Here is a 17,371-nt window from a genome sequence, read left to right as displayed (position 1 = left end):
CTTTTATGAAGGAATAGGCATAAATTATTGATATAAACAAAATTGTAGCTATAAATATTATAACTGCTGAGCTCATGTGGATACATACTGCAATAAATAACATAATTAAAGAAATTAAAAGGATAAGATTTTAATATAAATGGATTTATCCCCCTCATAATTATCATCATTTATCATGTATTTTATTAGATTAAGTTTTTTTATTGCTTTTTTTTTATTTTTTTATTTTAGGTGTTAATCCCAGCTCTTTAATCATTTTAATTACATCTTTTAAATTCCCCGTTTTTGGATTTCCCACTCCTTTTATATTCATAGGATGATTATCCGGTATCACAGTTGCTATGTTGCTTGCTCCCCCCATCAGTGCAAACTGCATGAGCTCAGCACCTATCGTGGGGGTTGGTGATGTAACTCTTATGTTTGGAAACATCAATCTTACAATTGCAATGGTCTTTGCCTGCTCCAATGAAGAACATCTTGGATGATTTTCCATAGGGGTTCCCTTGTATGGGTTGAATCCCATAATTGGTATCTCATCCACATCTAATTCTTTTAAATATAAGAGATGATTTACCCTATCTTCATAACTTTCTCCAACCCCAATTAATAAACCTGATGATAGTTCTATATTATATTTTTTAACCAACTTACAAACTTTTATTCTATCCTCTAACTCTTCGCCGGGTTTTATTTTTTTAAATAATACTTTGTTTGTAGTTTCCAAATTACAGCAAATGGTGTCTATGCCGTATTTTTTCATTTCTTTTATAGATTCCTCTGTTAAATCTGCACCTGCATTTACTAAAACCTCTAAATTAGTATTTTCTTTAACTATTTTTAGAGCCCTTAATACTTCCCTACCTTCATAACCATGACCTGATGAACAACTTACACGACATATTCCACTTTCTTCTATTGCAATAGCGGAATTTTTTATCCCTTCATCTGATATTCTAAATGGTGTGTAATATCCCTCTTTTGAAGTTCCAGCGGCAAAACCGCAGTATAGACATTTTGGACGAATTTTACAGATGTTTGTAATATGTATTGTTGATGTAATTTCTATCTCTTTTTTAAAATAATCCCTTACTTCTGATGCAATACTAAATAATTTTAAATAGTCCTTCCAATGGGCAATACTGAATAAATTTAAAGCATCTTCTTTTGACAGTAATCCCTGTTTTACATCAATTTCTTCATTCTTTAAATCTTGAAAATTATTTTTTATTTTTGAAAAATTCATTACATCACCAAAATATAAAATTATAATTTTTTTAATAAAAATAAAAAGAGAATAAAATAAAAAAGTATTGTTATATAATTAAATATGTTGGTAAAATATTATGGTTTTATATTACATCCACACTCGCATTTGTTATCTTTACCATGTTTTTCAAGAACTTTTAATGCTGATGGAAGGATGTCTGCTAATGGACCGAAGCACATACTATCTGCTGTTCCAGTTAAGGCTTTTGGGTCTAATTTATCTTCCATGTTTCTAATACCCTCTTTTCTCATTAATTCCAACATTTGTGTGATAGCTTCATCTGCCATCATCTGAGCGAAATCAGCCGGAGCTCCTAGTATATTTGTGACTGCATCTCTGTATGCCAATATTGCCGCATAAACTGGTGCAGTGACTGCTGAACCCATATCGCATACAGGACTGATTAAATTTGCAGGCAACTTGTATGCACTCCCTCTTGCAGTTTTTGCCATACAATAAAATTCTTCGATAACATCCTCTGGTGCAAATCCCTCTGCAATATAAACCTGGCCTTTCATCTCAGGAACACATCCTGGGTGGTAAGAGGTGATATTTAAATCATCCCTTCCCAAGTCTTTGAAAATTTTTGCGAATTTTGGTGTTGGGATGGTGCATGCATGTGTTACAATTGCTCCTTCTTTTATAGCATCTGCGAATTTTTCAATAATAGATGGCTGACTTCCCCCCTTTGGCAGCCATGTAATTACAATATCTGCATCTGCCACTGCCTCTCTATCATCAGATGTTACTTTTAATCCAACTTTTTCTGGATGAACAAGGTGAATATTGGCTTTAGGTGGTTTTGGTAGTTCTTTTGCCTTAGCCTTAACGGCTTCTCTAATAGCAGGCATTACCTTTTCTGGTTCTCCTGCTAAGTGAGCTTCCATAACTTCTTTTGGGTCAAATTTATCGATAACAACCAATCCAGGTTCTTCTGCAAAGCATGGGTCAGAAACTACAACTTCATCAACTTCTGGGATTAAATGTAATAATTCAGCCCCATAAGTTATTGAAGAATGAGTTAGTGCAATTTCAGGTATTCCTACTTCCTTTGCAACTTCTGCTGCTCTTGAAAAATTTGTAATTCCAGATGCAGCGTGTGTTCTATAACATCCTGCTCCCAATATAGCAATTTTCAATATATCACCTCAATTTTTGTAATAAATTTATTGTATAAATTAATATAAAAACTTATCGATTTAATTTAAAGTATTAACATATCTAAAAAAAATATTATTGATGGTATTAATATATTTAATGATTATAAGTTATTAAGATTATAAATTTTAGTAAATTTTTTAAAAATTATTCTCTTTTAAAAAGAGTTTAATTATATAATATTTAAAATAGATTATATTATTGTACAAAAATAAATCCTGCAAATTAATTTTTCCACATTATAAAAGAGCCAGGGAAGGGATTTGAACCCTTCTGAAGCGGATCTGCAGTCCGCTGCCTCGCCGGACTAGACTACCCTGGCATACCAATATATATAATTAATTCATACATTAAAAATACAATTCTAATATATAAACTTTTTGGTCATGTTATTATAAATATTAAAATAAATATAACATATACCATGACGGGTATCGTAGATATCAGTAAAAAATTATAAAAACATTAAGGAATTATTATGATAATCTCTATAATCGGCGGAACAGATGGACTAGGAAAATGGTTTGCAAGATTTTTAAAAAATAAAGGTTTTGATGTAGTAGTTACTGGAAGAGATGTGATAAAAGGTAAAAATGTTGAAAAAGAATTGGGTGTAAAATACACCAACGACAACATTGAAGCCTCTAAAATTGGAGATGTTGTAATGGTTGCAGTCCCTATAAATATTACCGAAAGGGTTATTCAAGAAATAGCCCCACACGTGCGGGAAAATTGTGTTTTGATGGACATCACATCTATAAAAGAAAATCCATCAAGAGCCATGGAAAAATATGCAAAAGATGGCGTTTGCGTAATACCCACCCACCCAATGTTTGGGCCTGCTACTCCTTCATTAAAAAGACAGGTTGTAATACTCACACCCTCCAAAAAGCATAAAAATAATCCATGGTTTGATAAAATAAAAAATTTCCTTGAAAAGGAAGGGGCAAGGGTTATTGTAATATCTCCTGAGAAGCACGACAGGATTATGGGTGTTGTTCAAGGTTTAACCCATTATGCTTATATTTCTCTTGCTGCAACTTTAAAAAAATTGGATATAAATATTAAAGAATCAAGAAAATATGCCTCACCAATATATGAGCTCATGATAAATATCATAGCAAGGATTATTGGTCAGAATCCCTATTTATATGCAGATATTCAGATGCACAATCCACAAATAAAACATATTCATGAAACATTTATAAAAGAATGTAATGATATAAAACAGGTAGTGGAAAAAAAGGACAGAGAATCGTTTGCAAATATAATGAAAGAGGCTGCCAAACACTTTGGAAATGAAACCATCAGGGGTATGAATTACTCAAATAAGGCAGTTGGTGCAATTACCGAAGAAATCGAGAGAATCAAAAAATCAATAGGTAAAGAAATTGGATTAAGGCATGTATATTCAAATAAAGTTCATTTTGGGATTGTAAAGAATATTGTTGGTGATTTTATAATTCTAAATAAAAATGGAAAGGATTTAAAAATTAATATAGCAAATGTAATTTTAATGAATGATGAGGAATTAAAACAATGGAAAGAGCAAAATTTAAAAAAATATTACTATGATATATCAGTATTATTTAAAAAAGAAGTGAATCCGGATATTATTTTGAAATTATTGAACTGCATGTTTGATATTGAAATTATAGATGTATATGAAGGAAGCAATATTAAAAATGGATTTAAAAGCATTACATTTAGAATATACTCCTATAAAAAAGATGATTTGAAGGCATTAGAAGAATCATTTTTGGAAGTTGTGAAAAATATAGGAGGAATTGAGAGATACTAAATAATTTATTATTTTTAATTTATTACTCTTATTTTTTTATATAATTTATTTAAATTTATAAATATATTTTTCTAAAAAAGAAAGTAATGGGAGGGTTATTAGTAGCCCATTCCGCCCATGCCTCCCATTCCGCCCATATCACCTGCTTCTCCACCTGTTTTTCCACTTAATTTTTCAGCTGCGATTACATCGTCTATTCTTAACAACATTTCAGATGATTCAGTAGCTGACTGGATAGCCTGTGTTTTAACTCTCAATGGTTCAACAACCCCATTTTCAGCCATGTCTTCAACTTCTCCTGTGAATACATTTAATCCATATGTTGAGCTTCCATCTGTTGCATGTTTAGCTCTGAGATTTACGAGCATTTCAATAGCATCTAAACCAGCATTTTCAGCCAATGTTCTTGGGATTACCTCCAATGCATCAGCAAATCCTCTAACTGCTAACTGTTCTCTTCCGCTTACTGTGTCTGCGTAGTCTCTTAATCTCATAGCCAATTCTATCTCTGCTGCCCCACCACCAGCAACGATTTTACCATCTTCTATGGTGCATGCTACAACGCCTATTGCGTCATCGATAGCTCTTGCTACTTCATCTACAACATGTTCTGTTGTACCTCTTACTAAGATTGTTACTGCTTTTGGATGCTTGCATTCTTTAACGAATATCATTGCGTCGCCAGCAACTTTCTCTTCTGATACGAGTCCAGCTTCTCCTAAGTCGTCTGCTGTTAAGTCTTTTATGTTTGTAATAATGTTTGCCCCTGTTGCTTTTGAAAGTTTTTCTATGTCTGACTTTTTAACTCTTCTTACTGCAAGGATTCCTGCTTTTGCAAGGTAGTGCTGAGCTAAGTCGTCAATTCCTTTCTGACAGAATACAACATTTGCACCAGATGCTTTTATTTCATCAACCATGTCTTTTAACATCTTTTCTTCCTGTTCGATGAATCCCATCATCTTTGCAGGGTCTGTTATGCTTATTTTAGCATCTGTTTCTGTTTCTTTAACTTCAATTGGGCAGTTCAACAATGCAATTTTTGCATTTTCTACCTTCTTAGGCATCTGTGGATTTACTCTTTCTTTATCGATTAATACCCCTCTGATTAATTCTGTTTCGTCAACAGATGTTCCTTCTTTTTTCTCTACTTTTATTAAATCTTTATCGATTTTACCGTTTTCATCAACAACTGTTGTAACAGCTTCAACAATTATGTCCCCCAATTTTTCCTTAGCTTTTTCAGCGCCTTTTCCTGTGATTGATGTCATTGCTATTTTCTTTAACATTTCTTTATCGTCAGCTTTTACATCAATAGCAATGTTATTTAATATTTCATGAGCTTTTTCAAGTGCTAACTGGTATCCTTTGATAACAATTGTTGGATGAACATTCTGGTCAAGTAATTCCTCAGCTTTTCTTAATAATTCACCAGCTATAACAACGGCTGTTGTAGTTCCGTCTCCAACTTCTTTTTCCTGAGTTTTTGCAACTTCGATTAACATTTTTGCAGCAGGATGTTCCACACTCATTTCTTTTAAGATTGTTACACCATCGTTTGTAACAACAATGTCTCCCAAATCATCAACTAACATTTTATCCATTCCCTTTGGTCCCAATGTGGATCTTACGGTTTCAGCAATAATTCTTCCTGCCAATATATTCATTCTCTGAGCATCCCTTCCCATATATCTTTTTACATTTTCTGGTAATACGACTATTGGTTGACTTGTTGCCTGAGCCATACCATCACCTCAATTTTTATTTTTTATATGATTATTTTATTTTTTTATTTATATTATCTATTCTAACGGTATGTATATGATTATGAACTTCTATATAAACATTACTGAGGTGTGCTATTTTAAAACACTATAATATATACAAATATAAAAATTAAATATAAAATTAAATTAAAGAATGCAAAAGAGATTATGTAAATGTTATTCTTATGGAATTATTCTTTTTTTTAATTTTTACATCTTAGAATAATATCCTTAAAGAGACTCTTCTGAAAAATTTCAATTTTACCATCGTTTGCAAGATAAAGTGAGGGTAAAAAATTTTTTATAATATCTTTTTTATTGGAAAATTTATTTTGAAATACAAACTCTCCTTCTTTTTTAAGTTCAGATATTAAATTTTCCATCAAATCAGAAATATCATATTCCTCTTCCATATCCTCCATAATACTATAAACTGGAGTTCCCCCTTTGTTTTTTTGTTTTTTTGTTTTTTTAACCTTTTTAAGCTCTGATTTTAAAGTATTTATTAAATCGTTAAATGTTATCTGTTTAGCACCAATATTTATGGCATGTTTATTATTCATTTTGTCTTTTCTGTTTTTTTTTGTGGTATTTACAATAGCATCGTTATAGTTTCCTTCATATTCCTTATATTCGTTATAATCCTCCTCATTTTCAGAGAGTTCATCTAGTTCATCTTCAAATTCTTCATCTTCTTCTTCATTAAATGCATTTTCACATTCTCCATATAGTATTTGAGATTTCATTCGTAATAATATTCCACCTACGAGAATAACATCTGCGGATAATCTTATATCAAATTTTTTAAGTTCTTTAAGTGTTTTAATATATTCATCGGTTATTTCCGCAATATTGATATTCCAAGGTTCTATGTTTTTTTTATCTATACTTTCCTTTATAATTCTTATCCAAAGTTCAAATTCCATATTTAGCACCTATAAACTTAGCTAATAAAAATATATATTTGATTTATAGGTATTTTTTTTAAACATTTTTCCAAAGAATATTCCAGTGAATAACCCACCTAAATGACATATGTGACCTATTGAAGGTAATATTGAAAATAGCACACATATTATTTCAAATATAGCAAATACCATTGTTGCAGTTTTGAGTTTTATAGGTATAGGTAGAGGAAACATTACAATTTTCATATTTGGTTCTAAAATTGTTAGGGTCCCTAAAACACCGCTAATTGCCCCTGACGCACCTAGTGCTGGAATATATGTGTTAGTGTAATCTGAATACAATAAATAAGCAATATTTCCAACAATACCGGATATAAAGAATACCTTTATAAAATTTGCCCCTCCTATCAATCTTTCAAGCTTTATTCCAAAGAAAAATAATACAAACATATTGGCAAACAGATGCATAAAATTTGCATGAATAAACATTGCAGTTATAAACTGCCAAGGCATGTTCAACGCATTTGCTGGGTTAAATGATAAGATGGGAACTAAACTGTTAAAGAATAATTCAAATATAAACATTACAATGCATATTCCAATTATATAAATAGTGTAATTCATAATTTCACCATTTTTATTTTTTTAATTTCAAAAATCAAATAAAATAAATAATTTAATTTTAATATCTTAAATATAAATAAATAGTTAATTCTAAATAATTCCCAAAACCCATAAAAACAAAGGTATCGATATAACACCCCATATTAAAGGATTCCAACTTATAATTTTACTTCCATCAAGTGGGTATATTGGTATCATATTAAATGCTGCAAGGAATAAATTAACATGAAAACCTATGCTTGATATTAGTGGAATATTTAATATATAAAACATAAATGCCAAGACAACATTTGTTAAAGGCCCTGCAAGGGATATAAGTCCATTTTCTTCCGTGGTTAGATAATCCTTATAAATATAAACTGCACCAGGGGCTATAAATGTAAAACCCAACAATACTTTTAATACCAATGCAATGGCTAATCCCTCATACCACGCCCTAAATTCACTCCATGCTCCAAAATGACGAGCTACTGTTCTGTGTGCTAACTCATGAAGTATAAACCCACTTCCAACCGCAAATACTGCTATAATAAATTGCAATATAAACCAAAAATCTATATTGGGTATTCCTCTACCATACCATGCAAATATTAATGCAATTGCAAAAGTTGAGATAGATAAATCTTTAATTTCTTTGGAATTAAATTTAAATATGTCTATATACCCCATTATTTCACCAAAATTTTATTTTCGATATATATTTTTATTTATTATAAATTATATTATATGTATGTCATAATTAATAAATAGGTTTTAATATTATAATTTTTAGAGTTTGAATATATAATTATAGGGTGATAACATGCATTTTGTAAGTATATTAGATATAGGAAAAGATTTACTTAAAGCTAATAAAAAACATGCAGATAAAAATAGAAAATTATTAAATAAATATAAGGTAGTTGCCTTTGACTTTATGGGGGCAACAGGAAGCGGAAAGACACTTCTTATAGAAAAATTGATAGAAAATTTAAAAAACAAGTATAAAATAGGCTGTATTGCAGGTGATGTTATAGCAAAATACGATGCTGAGAGAATGAAAAGCCACAATGTTCAAGTTGTACCTTTGAATACAGGAAAAGAATGTCATTTAGATGCACATTTGGTTGGGCATGCTCTAACAGACTTAGATTTGGACAATATCGATATATTATTTATAGAAAATGTTGGAAATTTGATATGCCCTGCTGATTTTGATTTAGGAACTCATAAAAGAATAGTGGTTGTCAGCGTTACAGAGGGAGATGATACAGTTGAAAAGCATCCTATGATATTTAAAACCGCAGATTTGACTATTATAAATAAAACAGATATTGCAGATGCCGTTGGTGCCGACCCTGTAAAGATGAAAAAAGATGCAGAACAATTAAACGATAATATGGATGTAATATTAACCTCGATAAAAAATGATGAAGGAATTGATAAAGTCATCGAATTTATTGAAAAAACAAGGAATGAATTAATAAAAGAATAATAAAATATAAAGAATAAAAAATAAAAAAATAAATTTAGCAACAAACAACCTCTACAAACTTCGGAGCTCTTCTAACTTTATCATACCATAAACTTATTCCAAGCATGAGCTCTCCTTTTTTTCCAACGGCATAATCACATTTACATCCCATATCCTCAAAAGATTTTTTTAAAATCTCAAATCCAAAGGTATCTGGGTATATGGTGCTTTCTTCCCCAAGTTTATCATCTATTTTTTCCATAAATAAAACCATCTCATCATTATCTATAATTTCAAAACCATTTTCTTTCAATTTACTTTCAAGATATTGTTTAATTGAATCGTAATTTTCAAAGTCCTTATCTCTACAAACACCCCTTACAATTAAAAGCCCATTTTTATTATAAATTGGTTTTGAACCTTTAAATGCTTTAATAGATTTCATCATTCTTCCAGTGATAATATTGATTACCATTGTTTCACCAAATTTATTATCTTTTTTTTTTATATTTTTATATTATTTTTTATTTTTTAATTTCTTTTTTATTATTTCATATGCAAGAGCCCCCATTATTGTGGCTAATCCATAGGAAATTATTCTATCTAAAATTGTTCCAGCGGCGGCTTTTGAATAGGATACATTAAATAGCGAATACATACCAATCATTACAGCATCTGAGGTTCCGAGACTTCCAGGCAATGTTGGAATAATTCCTATAAGAAGAGACACCAAATATGTTGAGGATACAGCTAAAAGTGAAATATTACATTTAATTGCTAAGAATAATATGTATATTCTTATAATATCAAGAATCCACCAGCCAAATGATAGTATAAATGGTATGATTATTTTACTCTTATTATTTTTAAAAAATCTTATATTATTTTGAAATAAACGTATGGATTCTTTTATCTTATCTTCATTTATGGTTTTTGAAGAATATTTTGTTACAATTTTTGCTATTTTTAATGCGATTTTAAAAGCTAGTGTTTTATGCATTATAACATATAAACCTAAAATAGTTAATCCGCCAATAACAACCCATACAAATATGAGTTCCTTTACATAGATAATTCCATTTATCACAAAATATATAATTACAAAAAATGTTAATATTAAAAATACCAATGTATCTAACAATCTTTCAATTACTACACTTGAAAATGAAATATGATTTGGGATATTTTCTAATTTTGAAAGATAATATGCTCTAAATGGCTCACTTCCTCCTTTCATAGATGGTGTTATGTTGTTTATAAATTGACCCATTAAAATCAACAAAAGTAAATTTATAAATTTTGCACTGCAATTATTTATTAGTAATATGGACCTCCAACGCATCGCAATGATAAAAATAGTTAGAAGATACATAAATAATGCTACTAAAAAAAGATATATATTCATAGATAAAAATACTACAATGATTTCTTTAATACCTATATGCCACATTATCAACAATATGATAATAATGCCTATGCCATATAATAATATATTTTTTAAAATTCTCTTTATATCCATACACATCCCTAATTTAGAATATTTTTATAGAATATTATAAAATATCATTCTACATCTAATTACTAATAATGCATATCATAATAAAAATAGTGCTCCTAAATTTTAGATATAATTACTCTAAAAATTATTTTAATTAATTTAAAAAATATAAAAAAGGAAGAAGTTTAATATCCTTTTTTTACCACATATTGAACAATTCTTGCAAATGCAGGTCTTGTAATGAATATACCAATTAATACCCCCGTTATTGTTGTAATAGCAAATCCTCTTAACATTCCAATACTCATAACAAATAATGGAAGCATTGCTGCAATTGTAGTCCCTGCTGCTGCAAATATGATAAAGAATGCCTGTTTAATACTTTTTTTTACTTTTTTCGATTCCCCTGATAATATTTCATCAGTTATTACTATCTGGTCATCAACCCCCGTCCCAACAGATGCTATGATTCCAGCAATTGAGGCTAAATCGAGTTTCCAGCCAATTGCCGACGCAAATCCAAGTATAAGTAAAATTTCAGAGGCACAGGTTAGCATAATAGGAAGCACAATTATTGGTTTTTTATATCTAATGGCAACAACAGTTCCAACGGCTAAAAATGCAATTAATCCAGCTATCCCTGCTCCTTTAATAAAATCTTTCCCAAGTGTTGGAGATATGGAATTTACATATTCGATACTAACTTTAACTGGTAGAGAACCCGATTTCAATGCGGTATATATTGCCCAAGCCTCGTCTTCATCATTTTTGGTAGGATTTTTCCCTGAAACAGTAATTATTTGGTCGGGATGGGGTTTTCCGTCTGCCAATCCTGGGGAAAGTGTGGGATTACTTACCAATTTGCCATCCATATAAAGTTCAACCTTATGACCTCCTTTTCCATATGCAACTTTTGCAAATTTATTGGCTCCCTCTGATGTTAATTCAAAACTTACGCCATATCCTGATGGTGTTATTCCAGGTTCTTCAACATAAGCTACATCCTGTCCAGTGTATGCCGTGATGTTATCAATTTTAGCTATAAACACCCCTTGCTGTGTTAAAATCTTTTTTATTCTATCTAAATCAGCATTTTTTGGAATTTCAACAATTATTTCATCATTTCCCCTTGGATATACTGTTATATCACTTAAACCATTTGCATTAAGTCTTTCTGTTAATATGGTAGTTACAACAGTCATGTTCTGTTCTGAAAGGGGTTCATTAGTTTTTAGCACAATTGTAGAACCACCACTTAAATCTACCCCAAAGGAAATTCCTTTAAAAGATATTAAAAGTATCGATAAAATAATAAATCCAATTAGGATTAGTATTTTACTATCTTTCAGTAGTTTCATAATATATCCCTCAATTATTTTAAAATTCATAGAGATTTTTAAATTTTATTTTCTACCTTTATACTCTGAAACATAATATCTTAAAATTCCCGCATTTGTCATCCAGGTAGTCATTAAGTCTGCAATTAATCCAAATAATATAACAGCAGATATATTCTTCAATAAACTTGCAGCAGGAACGATATAGGATACTACCAAATACAATACAAACATAGCTACAATAGTTGTTATAGACATTGTTATTCCAGTTTTCATAGATGATTTTATTCTTTCATCTAAACTTCCTAATCTTCTTTTTAGCACCCTTGTTGTGAGCATAATATCTGTATCAACACTGTATCCAATGAGCATAAGAAGGGCTGCTACTGTGGCTGTTGATATGGGTATCCCAAATAAACTCATACAGCCAACTGCAATTATTATATCTGACACTGCTGCAAGAATAACGGCTGCACTTGGTATTGGCGTTCTAAATACAAGATATACAACAATAGCCATAAAGAGAAATGCAAATCCAACAGCTTTAAATCCATCCCTCCAGAACTTTTCACTCAATGATGCTCCAATCTGTTTTTGTGAATATTGAAGCTCGTTTAGATCATTCACACCAAAAAATTTTTTTAAAGTTATTTCAATTTGAGATACATCTGTATTCTTTCCAGCATCTATTATAACAAATGTCCCAGATGCAGATTGGGATTTCTTAACTTTAACTCCATTTGGAAGCATATTTTTTAGTTTAATGATATCTACATTGTTAGGTGATGTTATTGTTATTTCTGTACCTCCGCTTACATCGATACTCTCCTTCAATCCATGGGCATATACAAAAACAGCCGAAATAATGGTTAATATTATGGGAATACTTGCCATTACTTTATAGTTTATTTTCATTTAATTCCCTCCAATTAATAATAAATATAAATAATAATTCTTATTTAACAAAATATTATATAAATATATTTTTAAAAATAATCTTCAATAGCCATTCCATTTTTATCGCAAATATCTTTTAATTTATAATATAATTTATCATCTATTTCAATGCCATTTTTGTTTTTTTCAATATTCATTTTTTCAATTTCTCCTGGAATTAATATATTAAATCCTTCTGCCGGATCTGAATTTTTTATCTCCTCTATAAGATTATCTACTTTTTCCATGAATTCATTTTTATCTCCAAAGAATTCAGGGTCTATTGCCATAAAGAAATCTCCTTTTGTGCATTTGTCCTTTGGATTTGCTGTTCCCTTTACATTTGTTCCCATTTGGGCACCTCCTATTGCTGAAATGATTTCAACAGCCAAAGCAAGACCATATCCCTTAGGTCCCCCAAATGGAAGTATGCTACCCTCTAATGCTTTTTTTGGGTTTGTAGTTATATTTCCATCTTTGTCCACTGCACAGCCCTCTGGAATTTCTTTACCAATTCTTAAAGCTTCGTATATTTTACCTCGGGCAATGGATGCAGTAGCCATGTCGAGAGAATATTTATGTTTTTTTCCTTTAATTGCTATTGCTATTGGATTTGTCCCCAAAATCTTTTTGATTCCTCCAAAGGGAGCCATTGCAGGTTCTGTGTTTGTGATTGCCATACCTATTAAATCTTCGTTAAGTGCCATTTCTGAGTAATGTCCCGTAATGCCAAAGTGATTTGCATTAACAGTGGCAACTGCACCAATACCTACATTTTTAGCCTTTTCAATAGCCATATTCATTGCCTTTTCACCAATTACATAACCCAATCCCATACCACCATCAATTGTCCCAGTTGCGGGGCTTTCTTTTATGACTTTTATTTTTGGATTTGGTTTGATATTTCCCACTTCAAGACCTATTATTGTTTGAGGGAATCTTCCAATTCCATGCGATGTAAAACCCTTTAAATCCGCCTCAACATATATATTTGCTGTGGTTTCTGCGTCTTTTTTATTTACCCCATATTTCATCAAGATATCTATAATAAGTTTTTTCTCATTTTCTGGCATAAGTTTCAAAGTATCACCTTATTTAGTTATTTATGCATTTATTTGATTATTTATTTAATTATATTAATCATATATTTAAAGTCGTAAATATCCCATATTATAATAAACAATATCACCATCATCATCCACAATGGCAATTATAAGTTTTTTTCTTACAGAATGTGCCACCCTTACAAAACCTGTGAGCTCCGAAATAGCACAAGGTCTATCTTCGGAAAAAACTTTAACAAGATATTCAGAATGAACTTCGTTGATATTTTTTCTACTATATAATCTATAATCAGAACCGTATTTTAAACCAGTTTTAACTATATAACCTCTATTTTTTAAATCTTTATAAACTAAATATTTTATGCACAATCTCTCATCAATGCTGTGTGCATAGTCATATAATTCTTCAAAAGATAAAAATTTATCTTTTTTTTTAATCTTAATCCAGTTTTTAGAAACCAAATATAGAGATTCTATTAATGAAATGGATAAAAAATTATCATTTAATTCGCCGTATCCTTTTGCATTTAATCTTGAAATACCATCTCTACTGAATATTAAAACTCTTTCATCTGAAAGCTTCGCCATAATTGGTTTTTTAGCCATATTTTCCCCTAATTTAAAAAATAAAATAATATGTGGTATAAATTTTCGATTTAATTAAGGTAACCATGTTCTTTTATCTTCAATCTTTGCTGGAAGATACTCTTCAACAACATACTTTAAACCGTATTTTGCCAGAGATTGTTGTTCTGCCCTTTCTTTCATTTCAATCATTTGATTCAATGCTTTTTGCCATTCAGGGAAACTTTTTACAAAATCATCGTTTTTTAGACCATCCTTTAATCTTTTAATATCATGGTCTTTTAAAGGATGGGTGGGTAAATCATAATCGATAATATCTTGAGGCGTAACACCAATTAATCTAGCATCAGGAACTGCAAGTTTTTCAGCTAAATGAACGGCTTTACCACTTCCTACCTTTAATGTCCTGTAAATGTTAAGATAACCATAGGGGTCACCGTCTGTAAATACTAAAACAGGCAGACCTTGTTCTTCATTTAATCTTTTTATAAATCTCCTTGTAGCCCTAGCTGGAACACCCTTTAAGGATGCTAAAATGCAATTGTGTTTTTTCCAGAATTTTTCAGCATTCAATCTTGCAAACATACCTGCTGTTTCTATTGCAAGTATAAAATCTGCATCTGTTTCAAATTCCAATCTTGTAATATCGTTTGGGATGTTGTATGCACCAGTGCCCAATTTTTCACAATCTATCTTTAATTCCTCTCCTTCTGGTGATTTATCAACGATTTTGAGAGGTCCAACAACAGAAGAACCATCTTCTTCAGGTATAAACCCAAGTTCCTCTCTTAAAAAATCCAAAGCAGCTTCAAGGTCCTCTATAACACTATTTGAAGGCTGCTGGTCATCAAATCTTGCTTCTCCCCAGTTTTTTGAAACATAATATGCTTCCCTAAGTGTTGAAAAATCGTTGGTATCTAAAAGCTCTTTTGAAAATTCCATCATTTTTACAGTTTGTGCAAATATTTTAGCCTGATTAACTGTTAAAGTCCTCTCTTTTTCCTTGCCTATCAATACGAATGTTCCCCTTTCCCGGTCAAACTTAGCATTTGCTAAACTTCTAACTGGAAATTTGAGTTTTGGTCTTTTTCCATTAAGTAAGCAATTATACATCTGATTTGCAACATCAATAATTTTTTTCTTGGCATCTTCTCTTGCTTTTGATGATATCATAGTTCCACCGTTAAACTTAATATATTAAATTAAAAATAAATTAAAATATATGTAAATTATAGTAGTTTAATATTTAGTATGATTTTTATATGATAATTTTTATATTTAATAACATAAAAAATAAAAATATTGATTATGTTTATATATATAATTATTATTTATATATTATAATCCTTTAAAATAATTTATTTAACATTATCGTAAAAATATATATCTATTATTATAAGATATATAAGTTATTAGGAGGTAATATCTTGAAATTCTTAAAAAACATATCAATTGAAGATAATCCCTTGCAAGAAAATATGGATAACCTCTCCGATGTTGATAGAGAACTTTTGGAATTAATAAATGAATCAAAAGTTCGAATTACAGTGGTAGGTTGTGGCGGTGCAGGAAATAACGCTATAAATAGGCTTACAATTGAAGGAGTAAAGGATGCAAAAACTGTGGCAATAAATACTGATGCCCAGCAGTTAATAAAAACAAAAGCTGATAAAAAGGTATTGATAGGCAGAAACCTAACAAGGGGTTTAGGTGCTGGAGGAGATCCTACTAAGGGTGAAGAATCCGCAAAAGAAAATGCAGAAGATATTAAAAAAGCACTCCAAGATTCAGATATGGTATTCATCACATGCGGTTTGGGTGGTGGAACTGGAACTGGTTCAGCCCCTATTGTAGCAGAAATATCCAGAAAAATGGGTGCATTAACTGTTGCAGTAGTTACACTGCCATTTTCAATGGAAGGGAAAGTTAGAATGGATAATGCAATTACAGGATTGAATAAATTGAAAGAAGCAGCAGATACAATTGTTATTATACCAAATGATAAATTGTTAGAGATTGTCCCAAATATGCCTTTGAGGACAGCGTTTAAAGTTGCAGATGAGTTATTAATAAATTCAGTAAAAGGAATGATTGATTTAGTTCAAAATGTTGGGGATATACACGTAGATTTCGCAGATGTAAGGGCTGTTATGAGTAATGGCGGTATAGCAATGATGGGTATTGGCGAAAGTGACTCTGAGAAGAGAGCAAAAGAAGCTATAAATATGGCATTGAACAGTCCATTGTTGTGTGTTGATGTAGATGGAGCCACGGGAGCTCTGATTCATATAATAGGTCCTGATGATATGAGCCTTGATGAAGCAAAAGAAATAGTTTCAACAGTTTCAGAGAGGTTAGATGAGAATGCAAAAATAATTTGGGGAACTACAATTGATGAAAATTCTGAGAATGTATTAAGGGTATTGTTAATAATTACTGGAACAAAATCCTCAGGTATATGTCCATTTAATACACCCAAGGGAACTAAGAAAGTATTTATAGATATCCCTACAATCTAATAAGTTTATAGAGGAATATTATGGCAAAAGAGGTAAAAAAGAATAATTCCAACAATGCTAATAATATAAATAAATCAAAAATAAATACAAAAATTGATGAATTAAAATCATTTCTAAATCAATGTAAAAGGGTTTTAATGATTTCAAGAAAACCTACAAAAGATGAATTTTTGAATGTATCCAAAGTAACAGGCCTTGGAATATGCCTTCTTGGTGCTATTGGCTATGTAATACATGTTCCAATAACATACATTAAAGATTTTATAAAACCATAAGATATATATAAAATAAATACCTAATATTTTTTTGAAAACTTTATAATTTCTTTTAAAGATGTTTAATTCTATTTTAAAAGTTTTAATATGGCTTTTATAGATATAAAAAACTTTTCTAATTTTTATTATTTAATCTGGTGATATATATGATTTTTGCCGTTAGAACCACAACTGGCCAGGAAA

Annotated in this window: 17 protein-coding genes and 1 tRNA gene; 4 read left to right on the top strand and 14 right to left on the bottom strand. The window is 30.4% G+C overall.

What is annotated here, in order from left to right:
* Positions 1 to 214 precede the first annotated feature (214 nt).
* The 3 genes from hmdB to F7B34_RS06760 all read right to left on the bottom strand — a co-directional run bounded on the left by hmdB (position 215) and on the right by F7B34_RS06760 (position 2,747).
* Entirely contained in the window at positions 215 to 1,243 is a 1,029-nt protein-coding gene (hmdB, locus tag F7B34_RS06770) for a 5,10-methenyltetrahydromethanopterin hydrogenase cofactor biosynthesis protein HmdB (protein WP_292461074.1), read from the bottom strand.
* 98 nt (positions 1,244 to 1,341) lie between these two features.
* The gene (gene hmd / locus F7B34_RS06765; RefSeq protein ID WP_292461073.1) at positions 1,342 to 2,406 is read right to left on the bottom strand and encodes a 5,10-methenyltetrahydromethanopterin hydrogenase; all 1,065 of its coding nucleotides are present in this window, start codon (positions 2,404 to 2,406) and stop codon (positions 1,342 to 1,344) included.
* A 267-nt stretch (positions 2,407 to 2,673) separates the two neighbouring features.
* Positions 2,674 to 2,747: transfer RNA gene (locus F7B34_RS06760), tRNA-Cys, on the bottom strand.
* Positions 2,748 to 2,903: 156 nt separating this feature from the next.
* On the opposite strand from F7B34_RS06760, the gene F7B34_RS06755 reads away from it, so the two are divergent.
* The gene (locus F7B34_RS06755; RefSeq protein WP_292461072.1) at positions 2,904 to 4,226 is read left to right on the top strand and encodes a prephenate dehydrogenase; all 1,323 of its coding nucleotides are present in this window, start codon (positions 2,904 to 2,906) and stop codon (positions 4,224 to 4,226) included.
* Positions 4,227 to 4,324: 98 nt separating this feature from the next.
* On the opposite strand, the gene thsA is transcribed toward F7B34_RS06755, so the two are convergent.
* From thsA to F7B34_RS06735, 4 genes are all read right to left on the bottom strand, one after another.
* A complete protein-coding gene (thsA, locus tag F7B34_RS06750; RefSeq protein ID WP_292461071.1) occupies positions 4,325 to 5,968 on the bottom strand; it encodes a thermosome subunit alpha in 1,644 nt (547 codons plus the stop codon).
* Positions 5,969 to 6,192: 224 nt separating this feature from the next.
* Positions 6,193 to 6,915, bottom strand: a complete 723-nt coding sequence (locus tag F7B34_RS06745; protein ID WP_292461070.1) for a ScpA family protein — start codon at positions 6,913 to 6,915, stop codon at positions 6,193 to 6,195.
* Positions 6,916 to 6,936: 21 nt separating this feature from the next.
* Positions 6,937 to 7,521: a rhomboid family intramembrane serine protease gene (locus F7B34_RS06740; RefSeq protein WP_292461069.1), complete on the bottom strand. Its 585-nt coding sequence runs from the start codon at positions 7,519 to 7,521 to the stop codon at positions 6,937 to 6,939.
* A 90-nt stretch (positions 7,522 to 7,611) separates the two neighbouring features.
* Entirely contained in the window at positions 7,612 to 8,190 is a 579-nt protein-coding gene (locus F7B34_RS06735) for a site-2 protease family protein (RefSeq protein WP_292461068.1), read from the bottom strand.
* A gap of 133 nt (positions 8,191 to 8,323) precedes the next feature.
* Here F7B34_RS06735 and hypB point away from each other — a divergent pair, with 133 nt between their 5' ends.
* Complete coding sequence (gene hypB, locus F7B34_RS06730) at positions 8,324 to 8,995, top strand: hydrogenase nickel incorporation protein HypB (protein ID WP_292461067.1); 672 nt, start codon at positions 8,324 to 8,326, stop codon at positions 8,993 to 8,995.
* A gap of 34 nt (positions 8,996 to 9,029) precedes the next feature.
* Here the strand turns inward: hypB and F7B34_RS06725 are convergent, their stop codons facing one another.
* The 7 genes from F7B34_RS06725 to F7B34_RS06695 form a co-directional block, all read right to left on the bottom strand.
* On the bottom strand, positions 9,030 to 9,449 hold the full coding sequence (locus tag F7B34_RS06725) for a DUF2120 family protein (RefSeq protein ID WP_292461066.1): 420 nt from the start codon (positions 9,447 to 9,449) through the stop codon (positions 9,030 to 9,032).
* A gap of 42 nt (positions 9,450 to 9,491) precedes the next feature.
* On the bottom strand, positions 9,492 to 10,493 hold the full coding sequence (locus F7B34_RS06720; protein WP_292461065.1) for a flippase-like domain-containing protein: 1,002 nt from the start codon (positions 10,491 to 10,493) through the stop codon (positions 9,492 to 9,494).
* A 164-nt stretch (positions 10,494 to 10,657) separates the two neighbouring features.
* Complete coding sequence (locus F7B34_RS06715) at positions 10,658 to 11,830, bottom strand: preprotein translocase subunit SecD (RefSeq protein WP_292461064.1); 1,173 nt, start codon at positions 11,828 to 11,830, stop codon at positions 10,658 to 10,660.
* A gap of 45 nt (positions 11,831 to 11,875) precedes the next feature.
* Positions 11,876 to 12,724 (bottom strand): protein translocase subunit SecF, encoded by an 849-nt coding sequence (locus F7B34_RS06710; protein ID WP_292461063.1) that lies wholly within the window; start codon positions 12,722 to 12,724, stop codon positions 11,876 to 11,878.
* A gap of 71 nt (positions 12,725 to 12,795) precedes the next feature.
* Positions 12,796 to 13,827: an L-sulfolactate dehydrogenase gene (gene comC, locus F7B34_RS06705; protein WP_292461062.1), complete on the bottom strand. Its 1,032-nt coding sequence runs from the start codon at positions 13,825 to 13,827 to the stop codon at positions 12,796 to 12,798.
* 66 nt (positions 13,828 to 13,893) lie between these two features.
* Positions 13,894 to 14,415, bottom strand: coding sequence for a tRNA-intron lyase (gene endA, locus F7B34_RS06700; RefSeq protein WP_292461061.1), 522 nt, complete (start codon positions 14,413 to 14,415; stop codon positions 13,894 to 13,896).
* Between the two features lie 54 nt (positions 14,416 to 14,469).
* Positions 14,470 to 15,567 carry a DNA topoisomerase IV subunit A gene (locus F7B34_RS06695; RefSeq protein ID WP_292461060.1) on the bottom strand — a complete coding sequence of 366 codons (1,098 nt, stop codon included), beginning with the start codon at positions 15,565 to 15,567 and terminating at the stop codon, positions 14,470 to 14,472.
* Between the two features lie 254 nt (positions 15,568 to 15,821).
* Between F7B34_RS06695 and ftsZ the strand changes: the two genes are divergently transcribed.
* Both ftsZ and F7B34_RS06685 read left to right on the top strand, forming a co-directional pair.
* Positions 15,822 to 16,913, top strand: coding sequence for a cell division protein FtsZ (gene ftsZ, locus F7B34_RS06690; RefSeq protein ID WP_292461059.1), 1,092 nt, complete (start codon positions 15,822 to 15,824; stop codon positions 16,911 to 16,913).
* A 20-nt stretch (positions 16,914 to 16,933) separates the two neighbouring features.
* Entirely contained in the window at positions 16,934 to 17,188 is a 255-nt protein-coding gene (locus F7B34_RS06685) for a protein translocase SEC61 complex subunit gamma (RefSeq protein ID WP_292461058.1), read from the top strand.
* Positions 17,189 to 17,371 lie beyond the last annotated feature (183 nt).

It is taken from the genome of Methanothermococcus sp. (assembly GCF_015523155.1).
Lineage (GTDB): Archaea > AGJL01 > Methanococci > Methanococcales > Methanococcaceae > Methanofervidicoccus.
Note: the sequence above shows the minus strand (reverse complement) of the source record. Positions and strands in the feature narration are given on the sequence as shown.